The sequence below is a fragment of the Ruminococcus sp. D54t1_190329_F1 genome, from assembly GCF_015551645.1.
Classification (GTDB): Bacteria; Bacillota; Clostridia; order Lachnospirales; family Lachnospiraceae; genus Blautia_A; species Blautia_A faecis.
The window spans coordinates 56,617-70,469 of record NZ_JADNDC010000014.1 but is presented as its reverse complement, the minus strand read 5'-3'; the positions used below and the strand labels follow the sequence as shown (position 1 = coordinate 70,469).

Sequence of the window (13,853 nt, the reverse complement as noted above, 5' to 3'; positions counted from 1 at the left end):
CCCGCCAGACTCAGAAACACCAGGTTCCGGCCAAGCCGGTATGAAAATTTTTTCCTTTGGAGAAGCAATAGCAGGAGACAGATGATCAGTGGCACTGTTCCTGCTATGCTCATACAGATTAAAAGCATGCAAGTCCCTCACTTAAAATTTGTCAATAAAATCCAGCAAGTCCTTCTGATCTTCTTCGCTGAGATCGGAATCTTCGGCAAAGGCACAGAACAGACAGGTAAGTGAATTTTTAAAGCTCTGGAAATCAGAATCTCCAGAATCCCTGCAGCTGGTCTGGCGATTTTTTATCAGCTCCTTCATCGCATTCCGGAACAACAGGTTCTTCTTATCAAGCTTTCGTCTAAGCTGCAAACAGTGTACGAAGAGACCTAAGGTTACCAGAGGAAGGCTAAAGGATAACAGAATTGCTTTCGCCAGGTAAAAGGCAGCAGCCGGCTGATCCAAATTCGGAATTCCGTTCATCATGCAGATCAGCAGCGAGCATCCGGTGACGATCACAAAGAGAACGCCGGATAAGGTTAAAATTATTTTTTTCATTGAGTACCTCCTCATTCTACGTAGAGCGGGAATTCAGAAATAATTTTGTTTTCTGCTCCCTTCACTATATATACGAAAACCAGAGAAAGAAATAACACGAAATCTGAAAAAATTTTTGGAAATTTTTCAGATAAGATAAATTTATGGTATACTTACAGAGAGATTGAGAAAAATTACAGGTCTGATATCATATCAGATATTGAAAAGACACTTCCTGACAGTGTGTAAAAATCAACGCTTCGTTAGGAAACTGTCAAATAATCATAGAAGGAGAACAATTATGCCCAAATTTCTGATCATCGACGGCTCCTCCATGCTGTCCACATCCTATTACGGAAATCTTCCCAAATCTATCCTTTTCGCAAAGACAGACGAGGAAAAAGAGAGACACTATCCGGAAATCCTGCACACCTCCGATGGAAAATACACAAATGCCATGTTCACCATGCTTCGCACCCTTCTGGCTGTCTATAAGAAGGTAAAGCCGGAATACGTGGCATTTACCTTTGACATGACAAGAGATACTTTCCGCCGCACCCAGCTTGGCGCCGATTTTTACAAAGCCAATCGCAAGGAGACTGCCCAGCCATTAAAAGAACAGTTTATCCAGATGGAAGAGCTTCTGAAAGCAATCGGCTGTCCGGTATTTATGAGCCAGGACTATGAGGCTGACGATTATGCGGCATCTCTTGTGGAGAAATTCCAGGGCCCGGATCTGCAGACTTATGTGCTTACCAAGGATCACGATTATTTTCAGCTGGTAAGCGAATATACCCGCATGTGGCGTGTTGTTACGAAGGATAAGCTGGAGAATTTAAAGGATGCATATGGCCTGTTTGGAAAAGAGGCTTACGAGGAACTCCCTTCTAATGTATTTGAATATACACCGGAAATTGTCTGTTCTGAGGAAGGGGTATATCCGGAACAGATTCCTGTGCTTCTGGCGATCACTGGAGATCCAGGCGATGGAATTCCAGGCTGTAAGGGCGTTTCCTCAGCAGCAGCGCCGCTTGTAGCAGAATATAAAACCCTGGACGCGATCTATGAAGCAATTGAGGACTGCGAAGACGTGGCAAAGAAAGAAAAGGAACTGAATACTTTCTGGAAAGAAAACCTTGGAATAGGCAGAAGCCCTCTGAAAGCACTGAAAACAAATAAAGAGATGGTATACTTAAGCGAACAGCTGGCAACTATGAAACATGACATTGAGATAAAAGAAAGCCTGGAAGATATGCGGCTTCATATTAATGCAGAAGAACTGATCAGACAGTTAAAGCGCTACGAAATGAACAGTATTTTGACGGAATATGAAAAAACACTAAAATTGTCAAAATATAAAGAAAACACTTAATTGTCAGAAAAAAGAGAAAATATCAGAAAAAATACAAATGGGTGTGGGTAATGTGTGCTTATTTGCACAAAATACATAAATTATTCACAAAACACTTGCCTAAAACGGAGTAATACGCTATAATTTCCCCATACTACTTATTGATCAATTTCAATAAATTTAATTCATGGAGGGAAATGTATGAAGAAAGATTTGAAAACACTCAATAAGTCTGTTGCCATTGCAATTGCAGCGGCAATGACCGCAACTTCCGCACCGACACCACTTCTGGCGTCAGATTTTACAGATGGAGGAGATTTCGTATCTGAGTCTCCGGCAGCGGAAGCGGACACCACAGAGGAAGCTGCTGTAGAGGCAGATGGCTTCGGAGATGAAGCCGCAGTGGCAGCTGTTACAGAGGATGGCTTCGGTGACAGTGAGGCAGTTGCAGACGCAGAAGAGAGCGGAAGCACCGACGAGGTTGCTGCTTTTGATGCAGAGGCACCTGGCAAGATCGGACATGTTGCATTTGATGAGGAGGATAAGAATGTTCTTACCTGGTATGCAGACCAGAAGGCAGATGAATACCAGATCCGTGTAACAGACGGAGAGTACACTTACCGCTACTATTATAATGCAAGCGAGCCAGAGACCGGTTATCCGTCCACAGTCAACTTAAGCTATAGTCTTACAAATCTTACCATGCAGCCGTTCAAGGTTGACGCAGAAGGAAACCTTGTATACAAACCAGATGGTAAAAACGGATATATTGCAGGTCTTGAGAATGGCAAGACATACAAGGTTTCCGTTCGCGCCGTAAACCGTAACAGCGCAGATGGAACTGTTGCATATGGTGAATGGTCTGACGCTGTAGATTATACCTACGCAAAGAAGGTCGCTGAGCCGAAGAGTGTGACAATTTATGCAGCTGAAAGAAAGAATCAGATTCAGGTATCCGGCGAGAACCAGAACCTCGAGGTTTCCATTAAGGATGAAGCTGGAAATGAATATTATTCTTATGCATACGGAGCAAAGGAACCCTCCTATGTAACTACTTCAGGTAACTGGCTCAATTTCTATGAGAATTACGGTTATCTGCTTAAAAAGAACGACACCACAGGTCTTTATGAAGTCGCTTCTGATGCAGACGGAAAATATATCGGTGCTTTCCAGAAAGGCAAGAAATATACCGTTAAAGTCCGTGCATATACAGGCTCCGGCGATGAGAAGAAGGTAGGCGACTGGTCCAATGAACTGGTTGTAGAAGCAGACGACAGCGGCAGTCTTGTACCAGAGAAGACCGGTAATTTCAAATACAACGATGAATATGAATATGTAAGCTGGAACCGTATCCAGAATACATATGTATCCCAGTACGAAGTTGAAGTAGATGGAAAAGTTGCCTTTACAACAGATTCCAATTATTCCTATCCAAACTTCTATTTAGGAAGAACCTACGGAGAGTTCAAATTTGAAAGAGGTAAAACCTATACCATCCGTGTCCGCGGAATTAATTACAGATATGAGAATGGTGCAAACAAGAAGCAGGAAGGTGAATGGTCTGACGCTTATACAGTAACTTATAAAGCTGTAGATACAAGCCTGAAGAAAATCTCCGGTGTAACAGCATCTTCTTATGTTCTCAGCTGGAATCCGGATAAGAATGCAGACAGCTATGAGATTAAGATTACAGACGAAGCTGGACGTGAGTACTTTGAGTCACTGGCATCCGATCGGAAGAGTGGCAGGTATACCAGAGTAAGCGGCACCAGATATTCCTTTGATGAGTCTGATTATAGAACTTATACAAGCGTAGACGGAGTTCTGGAACCTGTTATTTATCCGGCTACCGGTCAGCCTGTTTATGCATTTGAAGACGGAAAGACCTATAATCTTTCTGTTCGTGCCGTTAAGATCGGAGAGGATGGTAAGGAAGTATACGGAGACTGGTCCAATGCATTTGCATACAAAGTAACCGCTTCAGATGCAGGTACCAGTGAGAAGCCTGCAGCTGTTTCCGGTGTAAATGTAAACACAGAGGCTAGTGAGCCAACCTTGCGTTGGAACGCACTTGACAATGTAAACCGCTATGAAATCCTTGTAAAAGATTCTGCCGGCCGTGAATACGTGAGCTCAGCTTCTCTGAAGGATGACGGAACTGTTGATAAGACCTACTACAGCGTCGGACGCGGTAATTTCCCAAGTGTTTCCCTGTCAGAGCTTAAAGATGAAGATCTGTATACATATACAACAGATCCTAAGGTTTCATTTGACCGTGTAAGAGATGAGAATGGCGATCCGATCAAGGCAATGGCTCCTGGAGAATCCTATACTTTCCAGGTACGTGCAGTACGCACTTATACCGTTGATATAGACGGAAAGAAAGTCACAAAGACCGTAGAAGGCGACTGGTCAGCACCGTCCGCTGCATTTACAGTAGATGCTCTTCAGCCGATCACAGATCTTCAGTATGTGAAAGCTGACGACAATTACTATTATTTCACATACAGTGCAAAGGTTGATTTAGACAGCGTATGGTATCAGATCGCAACAGGCACAGAATTTACTACTGCAACTATGGTAAGTGACTGGAGCAGCTTCTATTATGATGGCTCAGCTGGTTCCGCGAAACTGAAGATCAGCAAAAACAACAGTAATCTGGAAGCAGGAAAAACCTATTATGTTCGTGCAGTGAGCAGTGCAGACAGACCGGAAGAGGAAGAGGTTGCAAAACTGAAACCTGCAGCAGTCTCCTTCACTACAGATGCAGAAAAGGCACCTAAGAATGTAACTGGCTTAGAGATGTATAAAGAATCTGAAAACAGCTTCGAATTCCGTTTTGATGCTGTTCTGGAAGATGGCGACTCTTATGAGCTCCAGTACACTGATAAGGCACAGCCTTCCGAAGAGGACTGGGTAACAGCTTCTTCCAGTGGTTACTATGATGAAGATGAAGATGAGTACTATGAGGATGATGATGCACTTACATTGAGAAAATCCTTATTAAAAGAAGGAGCAACCTATGTAAGAGTTGTCGCTTATGTAAAAGACAAGAGCGGAAACAAGAAATACGGTACTCCTTCCAATGTAGTAGCTGTCAATGTCTCCAAAGCCACTTCAGCGATCAGCAACCTGAAGCTGGTTGAGAAAACACCGGATGGTTATGTATTCTCCTATGACGGAACTGTAAGAAAAGAAGAAGATGTAGAATTCTGGTATTCCGAATCACCTGAATTTGTAAATGATTACAAGGTTACAGATTGTATTTCTGGTGAGAATAATAAGGCAACACTTTACTTTGAATCACTTACACCAGGCAAGACCTATTATGTGCGTGCCCGTGTAAAAAATGATAAGGCAGCTACACTTGCACAGAAATACAGTGCATACACAAATACAGCATCATTTAAAGCTGGTATGCCGAATATATCTGTAACAAATGTTATCACAGCTAAGACCGTTACCTTAAAGATGAGCGCTGAAAGCGGATCAGAAAGCTGGCTTACCGGCTATCAGATCCAGAGAAAGAATGGCAAGAAATATAAAACAATTGCCAAAACTACAGACAGCGTTTATAAGAACACCAAACTGAAAGCAGATACTACCTATACTTACAGAGTAAGACCATATTATTATGATTCCGAAACAGGCAAGACCACTTATGGAGCATGGGCTTATAATAAGGTTACTACCTGGGGCGGTGCGCTGAAGCTGAAAGCAACACCTAAGAGCACAACTTCTGTAAAACTGTCCTGGACCAAGATCAAAGGTGCTAAGGGATATGAGATTTACAGATGTGAAGGATCTTCTATTGGAGATACTGTAGCAGCTGGCATGACCAACAATTTTGCTAAGTATAAACTGATCAAGACTACAAGTGCAAAGGCTTCCAGTTATACAGACAAGAAGCTTCAGAGCGGTATGGATTATTACTATCTTGTAAGAGCATACAAGACTGTAGGAAACAGCAAGTATTACATTGATGAAGGTGTATATGCAAATCTTAGCTTCGAGATGACTACCGTTAACAGAATTTCTTATGCAAACGGTAAGATGAAGTTAAGCTGGCAGCCGGTATATGCAGGAAAGGGTTATCTGGTTGAGAAGAGAAATGAAGAGACTGGTGCATGGGAAACCTATAAGACACTGAAAGCTTCCACATCTTCCATTACATTCCCGGCAGCAGATACGGAAACAACCTATCGTGTACGTGCATACAGAGGACAGGAATACAGCAATGAAATCAGAGCAACAGTTAATCCTGTTTTAGCAACTCCTGGCAATGTAAAAGCTGTTGCAAACAAAGCAGATGGAAGTATTACTGTAACATGGAATCCGGTAGCAGGTGCTGATTACTATCGTGTATACAGAACCACCTCTTCCTGGAACAGATATAACAAAGACAGCAATTCTTACAGCTATAGTTACGGTTCCAGTGCAACTGTCCCGAATTATGTTGCTGATTCCACAACAGTCAGCGGATACAAATTCGTTAGTGAACTGAAGGAAACGACTATTACAGATCGCGAGATCAAGTACACCTATAATGGTGCAACAAGCACAGAGTACAAAGGACCGAAAGCAGGAGTAAAATATTACTATTATGTAATTGCTTACAAGAATGGTAAGTCCTATGAGTACAAAGATTCTGCTGATGAAACATATACAAGTGGTGCAAGCAAATCTGCAAGTGCTATAGTTTCCACAGCAAAGATCGCGAAGCCAACCAGTCCAAAAGCGAAAGCAACAAAGGGCAAGATTACTGTCAGCTGGAAGAAAGTAACAGGAGCTACCGGATATCAGGTATACCGTTCCACTAAGAAAGGTTCCGGATACAAACTGGTAGGAACTATTACAAAAGGCTCCAAAGTGAAATATGTTGACAAGAGCTCCAAGAAAGCTGGAACCAAGTATTATTACAAAGTACGCGCCGTTGGAAACAACGAAGCAGGTGTTCCAATCTATTCTTCTTACAGCACACCAAAATATGCGAAAGCAAAATAAATAAAGTGTAATAAAATCCCCCTCCTGTTAGACAGGAGGGGGATTTTCGATTACCCAGATGTAAAAACTTATGCAACTATTTGAATGCAGATATAAGAAAAGAAGACCCGTATCACAGGCCTTCTTTAATAAGCTTACCATCTTTTAAATGCAGAATTCGCTGATTGCTGCTCCCTCTGAACTGAAGGGAGAGGTTTTTCAATTCCTGAATAAACTCTCCGTCTACCAGAACGTCGATGCAGGAAAGCATCCGGTCTGTAAAAGGAGTGTAGATCTTACCTCCGGGAACCATATCTTTGTCAAAAAGATATCCACTGTAACACCAGATGGATTTATCCGGAAAGGTACGCCTGATCTCTTCCAGAAGCTCTGCCAGAACAGGCTGATTCTCTGGCTCGAATGGCTCGCCGCCGAGTAGGGAGAAGCCCTCTATATAAGACGGAGCAAGCAGCTCCAGGAGCTTATCCTGAGTCTCCCGGGTAAATGGCTTACCGTAGTTAAAATCCCACGTAGGTGCGTTAAAACAGCCCTTACAGTGGTGCCTGCAGCCAGATACGAACAGGCTTACACGCACGCCTGTGCCGTCTGCTATGTCGTAGGATTTAATGTTTCCGTAGTTCATAACTGATTCCTCTTTTCCTCCTGTGCCTGATAATCAAATACACACATCTTGCAGAAAACCCGGAAACCATTACTTATTACAGATGTAATACACGATCCTTGATCTCCTGGGTACGTCCCTGGTTCCAGAACTGGGTACCGATGTATCCGCAGGTTCTTCTGGCAACGCTCATCTTGTCCTGATTGCGGTTACCGCAGTTCGGGCATTCCCAGATCAGCTTGCCGTTCTCGTCTTCTTTGATCTGGATCTCTCCGTCATATCCGCAGACATCACAGAAATCACTCTTGGTATTCAGCTCTGCATACATGATGTTATCATAGATAAACTTCATAACAGAGAGAACTGCCGGAATATTCTGCTTCATATTCGGAACTTCCACGTAGCTGATGGCTCCTCCTGGAGAAAGCTTCTGGAATTCAGACTCGAATTTCAGCTTGGAGAATGCGTCGATCTCCTCAGTAACGTGAACGTGATAGCTGTTTGTAATATAATTCTTATCCGTAACTCCTGGAATGATGCCAAAACGCTTCTGGAGACATTTGGAAAACTTGTATGTGGTGGATTCCATCGGAGTGCCATATACAGAGTAGCTGATGTTCTCAGCTGCCTTCCACTGGGCACATTTGTCATTGAGGCGCTGCATAACCTTCAGCGCAAACGGACGAACCTCAGGGTCTGTATGAGGCTTTCCGTACATTCTCATGCACATCTCATGGAGACCTGCATATCCAAGTGAGATCGTAGAATAGCCGTCATAAAGAAGCTTGTCAATGGTCTCACCCTTCTTAAGCCGTGCAAGAGCACCATACTGCCACAGGATCGGGGCAACATCGGAAACTGTGCCAAGAAGACGCTCATGTCTGCAGCGGAGTGCTCTGTGGCAAAGCTCCAGGCGCTCCTCCAGAATCTCCCAGAACTTATCAAAATCGCCGTCTGAGGAGCAGGCTACATCTACAAGGTTAATGGTAACAACACCCTGGTTAAAACGACCGTAGAACTTGTAGGAACCGTCCGGGTTCTTCTGTTTCTCCTCAACGGTAAGGAAGGAACGGCATCCCATGCAGGTGTAAACATTGCCGTTTTTTAACTGGCGCATGATCTTGGCTGAGATGTAATCCGGAACCATACGCTTGGCAGTACATTTCGCTGCAAGCTCTGTGAGGTACCAATATTTGGAATCCTCGTGGATGTTATCCTCATCCAGCACATAGATCAGCTTCGGGAATGCAGGTGTGATCCACGCACCGCGCTCGTTCTTAACACCCTGCATACGCTGCTTCATAACTTCCTCGATGATCAGTGCAAGGTCATCACGGGTGCGTCCCTCCGGAACTTCATCAAGATACATGAAAATCGTTACAAATGGTGCCTGTCCGTTACAGGTCATAAGAGTGATCAGCTGGTACTGGATCGTCTGGATACCACTCTGGATCTCATCCTTCAGTCTGCGTTCCGATACCTTCTGGATGATCTCATCATCAAGAGGCTCACCGCAAGCCTTACGTTCCTCGATTACCTTGTTACGGATCTTCTGGCGGCTGATGTCTACAAAAGGAGCCAGATGGGCGAGAGAGAAGGACTGTCCGCCGTACTGATTGCTGGCTACCTGTGCGACGATCTGTGTGGTAACGTTACATGCGGTAAAGAAGCTGTGAGGCTTCTCAATCAGTGTCTGGCTGATAACCGTGCCGTTCTGGAGCATATCCTGCAGATTGATCAGGTCACAGTTATGCTCACGCTGTGCGTAGTAATCGGAATCATGGAAATGAATGATTCCCTCGTCGTGAGCCTTTACGATCTCCTCAGGAAGAAGAACACGCATGGTCAGGTCCTTGCTGACCTCGCCTGCCATGTAATCACGCTGGGTAGAGTTAATAGTAGGGTTCTTATTGGAGTTCTCCTGCTTGGCATTCTCATTAATCTGGTCAAGAAGAGCAAGGATGCTGTCGTCTGTGGTATTGGACTTGCGGGTAAGCTCTCTCTTGTAGCGATAGCGCACATACTTCTGTGCAACCTCATAACCGCGCATCTCCATAATGCCGGTCTCTACCATATCCTGAATATCTTCCACATTGACAGCGTGGGAGGATTCAAGGGCACGGGTGGCAATCATATCAGCAAGCGCTGTGATCTGGTAATGACTCAGCCTGTGAAGCTTAGAAACCTCCTCATTCGCTTTTTCAACGGCGTTGATGATCTTCGCCTTATCAAAAATAACTTCCACGCCATTTCGTTTAATGACGTTTGCATTGACCTCAGTACTCATTCTTTCAAATCCCTCCATATATTGTGTTTAAATCTTTGATTACATACTAGATGTTGTGCACTATCAATATTACAGTATTCTACAGAAAAGTCAAGGTCAAAACCATTGATTTTAAAAATCTGTGAAATGTGCTGAATTTTCGTCAGCAGGACAGAAGAATCATTCGGTGATCTCCGGTATAGAGTTCCTGAAATGTGCGGAATCATCGGGGTTATTCCGTATGTGAAATTTTACCGTACACAATAAAACAGTTACTGGATGACCAGTAACATGCTTTGTATGATTTCGCGCCGCAGCTGTGAACAATGTTCACAAAAACACCTGGCGGAATACTGCCTTCTGAATAGTTATGGGGCATGAACAAAGGGCTGCCCTGGGCAACCCTTTCTCGCGTCCGCATCTTCCTCTATTATACTTGGAAAAAAATAAAAATCAACCCTTGACACCACCAGAAGTGAGTCCTCCAACCAGATTTTTTTCGATTCCGACGAACAGAATCACAACTGGAACAATTGCATAGAGGGAAGCAGCAAACAGATACTGCCACTCGATCATATTGTAACCGTTGAAAATATTGATACCAACGGTGAGAGGCTTGAAGGTATCAGTGGAGATCAGTGTCAGTGCCACTGTATATTCGTTCCAGGCGTTGATAAATACGAAAATAAGCGCTGTAACGATACCAGGTGCAGCAACAGGCAGAAGGATCCTTAAAAGGGCATGTACGCGGTTACAGCCGTCAATAGTGGCAGCCTGCTCCATCTCAGGGGAGATGCTCAGGAAAGTACCGCGGAGCAGCCAGATAGCAAATGCCTGGTTAAATGCTGCGTTGATAAAGATCAGGCCGATAATGCTGTTGGTAAGATGGAACGCCATCATAACCTTGTAGATACCGATGAGAAGTACAACCGGTGCGAACATCTGGGAGACAATAACAAATCCCAGAAAAGCAGTCTGGCCTTTGAATTTCATTCTGGACAGGGCATAAGCAGCTGGGATACCGCAGACCATAGCCAGAAGAGTGGAGCCTCCTGCGATCACAATGGAGTTCATCATGTAATTGCTCATGGGAGCCAGCTTCCATACGTCTGTGAAGTTGGACCAGATGGCCTCAACAGGGAAAATAGTTCCATTCATGGAAAAGATTTCCGCGCGGCTTTTAAGAGCAGTACATACAGTTACAAAATATGGGTATAAAGTTATCAGACAGATGGCGATGATCACTACATAGAGCAATACACGCAAAACTGTGTTTCTGGTATTTTTTTTCTTAACTGAAGCATTGGTGTTTGCCATATTATTCGTCTCCTTTCTTCAGTACGGAAACCATGTACAGGCTGGCGCAGAAAAGAAGAATCAGGAAGCCGATAACAGATACGGCTGCTGCCTGTCCCTGTTTGCCGTTGTAGAAGGCCAGTTTGTACAGATAGGTAACCAGGGTGTCGGTACGGTTAGCAGGGTCACCCTTGGTTATGGTCCATATGATCGGAAAAGAGTTAAATACGTAGATAATGTTCAGGATGGTACTGATGGTAAGATTCGGACGTACCAGCGGGATGGTGATCTGGAACATTTTCTGCCAGTAACTGGCTCCGTCTACGGCTGCTGCCTCATAGTAGCTGGCATCAATACTCTGCAGACCGGAAAGTACGGTAAAGGTTACAAATGGAATGGTAACAAAAATACCGCAGGCAATTTCCCAGGCGAAATAAGCACCGGCAGTAGGAGTCCAGTTCACAGCGTGGTCAATAATGCCAAGCTTCATCAACAGTGTATTTAAGGTACCGTAATCTGTGTCGATGATGAATTTCCAGATACTTGCCTGAACGATCAGGGTTGTGGCCCATGGGAAAACAACAACGGCACGTGCAAGCTTACGGCCTTTAAATTCATTGTTGAGGAGGATCGCAAGGATAAATCCAAGGAGTGTGGAGATGCCGACTACGGCAACGGTCCACACAAGGGTGTTTTTCAGCACCATGGCAAAAACAGGGCTGCTTGTTACCTTGCGGAAATTTTCCAATCCGGCGAAGCCTTTGATCAGACCAGCTTTGCTGACGTCGCTTAAGGCCATACGGAATACAAAGATAATAGGAACCAGGATGAAAATTGCCATGAGAAGGACACTTGGCAGGATCCATACATATGGTTCCACTTTTTTGAATTTTTTCTTCACAGGGATACCTCTCTTTTTATAAAAATAGCGTTGACGCTGCGCAGACAAGCACAGAAAACGGCGTTTGTTACGCAGAAAAACAGAACCTTCTTGTGACAAATACAAGAAGCAGCGTTTGCTTCGCAAAAAGGTGGAACCTTCTTGTGCCTGGCACAAGAAGTAGCGTTTGCTTCGCAAACTTAAAAATGGACCGGACCCGTAAGTCCGGCCCATTATCTTCCTCGTAATGGGAAAAACAGTGGATTAAGATCAGCCAGCGATTTCTGCCTGAAGGTCATCCAGTAATTCCTGAACGTCGCCGCCAAGAAGAGCATTCTGCTCTACGTTGATAACGCCCTGTTTTACATCTGCCCATTCTGCTTTCGCTGTTGGATAGAATTTACAGCTGTCTAAGATATCAATCCAGCTTGCCATATCTTCGTTAGCTGCTGCGAGAGCCTCGCCGCCGGACTTGGTTGCCGGAAGGAATCCCTCCATGTCAACCCACTCTGTATAACGGGCATCATCATAGAAATAATCAAAGAATGTGGAGATAGCAGCTTTCTCATCATCTGAGTAGTCGTTATCGAAGCACATGAAGCGGTCCATAACACCTGCAGATACAGACTCGCCTGTATTGGAAGGAATGGAAGCAACGCCGTAGTTTACTTCATTTCCGCCTGTAGCAATGTAGGTAGGTAAGCTGTTCGGTGCGATGAGCATAGCAACCTTACCTGCGCCGAACATATCCTGCAGATCGTAACGGGTATCGTTAGCAGGATCGGTGTTTGTGTAACCGGAATTTACAAGATCGATTGCGTACTGGATTGCTTCAACGTTCTGCTCACTGTTCAGTGTCCAGTTACCTTCATCGTCAACAAATCCGCCGCCGTTGTTCCAGGTGTAGTATGCGAATGCTGCCTGACCTTCGTCAGTAGTCATATCGATACCCCATGGATAAATGCTGTCATCATAAGCTTTAAGGGCTTCACAAGCAGCTTTCAGCTCATCCCATGTAGTAGGAACTTCTACGCCTGCTGCATCAAGGATGTCTTTGTTATAGTACATAGCACGTGCAGATGCAAGATCCGGGATAGCCCATACAGTTCCGTCTACTTCAGACTGTGCAAGGAATGCATCGTACATCTTGCTGTAGGTCTCTTCAGAAACAACGTCCTGGATCGGAAGAAGGAGATCATCTGCCTGATAATCTGCGAATACGTCGATATTCAGGACATCAGGAGCTTCGCCATTGGCGATACGGGTATTTACTACGGTGTAGATATCGTTCCAGGAAACAACCTCTACGTTCAGGTTAATGTCCGGGTTTGCTTCATTAAATTCTGTCACGAAGTTCGCCCACCAGTCAGCAGTCTGCTGGCCATACTGTGCAGCAATGACGTTTATGTCTACTTTGTCTGCGGCGGATGCGGTGACCGGAGCCATGGAGAGAGCCATTGATAAAGCTGCGCCTGTTGCTAAAACCTGTTTCATTTTCATAAGTATTACCTCCCTTTAGATACGAGTTGAGGCATTCCATAGATACATCCTTGTACCAAAAGGAGTGCCTCTCTGTAGAAAATAGCATACAACAAAAACAGTCAGATGTCAACAGAAATTGGTGAAAAAAAACAATGAAAAATATCAAAAACAAAGAAAAACACAACGAAATACACAAAAGAAAAAACAAAAAACCACAAAAGCCATGGAAAAAATGTAGAGAGTAGAATAAAATAACAGATAATTTATAAAAAATTATACAAAAAACGAGAAGTATGGTACGAAATCATACAAATCAGGATTTCTTTGCTCACGAAGAAATTACGATAACCAGGATTTGGTTAAAATGTGGTTTGACATTTCAGGGGCGGATATTATACAATCATATTTAATCGAAAAAAATTCAGGAAAGGAGTATGCGGCAGTCAAA

At 44.1% G+C, this 13,853-nt stretch carries 8 protein-coding genes; 2 read left to right on the top strand and 6 right to left on the bottom strand.

The annotated features are described in order from the left end of the window. Nucleotides 1–141: 141 nt before the first annotated feature. Nucleotides 142–546: a hypothetical protein gene (locus I2D69_RS08310; protein WP_173715990.1), complete on the bottom strand. Its 405-nt coding sequence runs from the start codon at nt 544–546 to the stop codon at nt 142–144. 280 nt (nt 547–826) lie between these two features. On the opposite strand from I2D69_RS08310, the gene I2D69_RS08305 reads away from it, so the two are divergent. Together I2D69_RS08305 and I2D69_RS08300 are read left to right on the top strand one after the other, a co-directional pair. Further along, entirely contained in the window at nt 827–1,897 is a 1,071-nt protein-coding gene (locus I2D69_RS08305; protein WP_195379719.1) for a 5'-3' exonuclease H3TH domain-containing protein, read from the top strand. A gap of 180 nt (nt 1,898–2,077) precedes the next feature. Beyond that, nucleotides 2,078–6,880, top strand: a complete 4,803-nt coding sequence (locus I2D69_RS08300; protein WP_195379718.1) for a fibronectin type III domain-containing protein — start codon at nt 2,078–2,080, stop codon at nt 6,878–6,880. Between the two features lie 112 nt (nt 6,881–6,992). Here I2D69_RS08300 and nrdG read toward each other — a convergent pair whose 3' ends face one another. The 5 genes from nrdG to I2D69_RS08275 form a co-directional block, all read right to left on the bottom strand. After that, entirely contained in the window at nt 6,993–7,502 is a 510-nt protein-coding gene (gene nrdG, locus I2D69_RS08295) for an anaerobic ribonucleoside-triphosphate reductase activating protein (protein ID WP_118578070.1), read from the bottom strand. A gap of 76 nt (nt 7,503–7,578) precedes the next feature. Further along, the gene (gene nrdD, locus I2D69_RS08290; RefSeq protein ID WP_118578071.1) at nt 7,579–9,768 is read right to left on the bottom strand and encodes an anaerobic ribonucleoside-triphosphate reductase; all 2,190 of its coding nucleotides are present in this window, start codon (nt 9,766–9,768) and stop codon (nt 7,579–7,581) included. Between the two features lie 432 nt (nt 9,769–10,200). Next, nucleotides 10,201–11,064 (bottom strand): carbohydrate ABC transporter permease, encoded by an 864-nt coding sequence (locus tag I2D69_RS08285; RefSeq protein WP_118578072.1) that lies wholly within the window; start codon nt 11,062–11,064, stop codon nt 10,201–10,203. Between the two features lies 1 nt (nt 11,065). After that, the gene (locus I2D69_RS08280; RefSeq protein WP_227199023.1) at nt 11,066–11,944 is read right to left on the bottom strand and encodes a sugar ABC transporter permease; all 879 of its coding nucleotides are present in this window, start codon (nt 11,942–11,944) and stop codon (nt 11,066–11,068) included. A gap of 249 nt (nt 11,945–12,193) precedes the next feature. Next, nucleotides 12,194–13,423, bottom strand: coding sequence for an extracellular solute-binding protein (locus I2D69_RS08275; RefSeq protein ID WP_226815019.1), 1,230 nt, complete (start codon nt 13,421–13,423; stop codon nt 12,194–12,196). Nucleotides 13,424–13,853 lie beyond the last annotated feature (430 nt).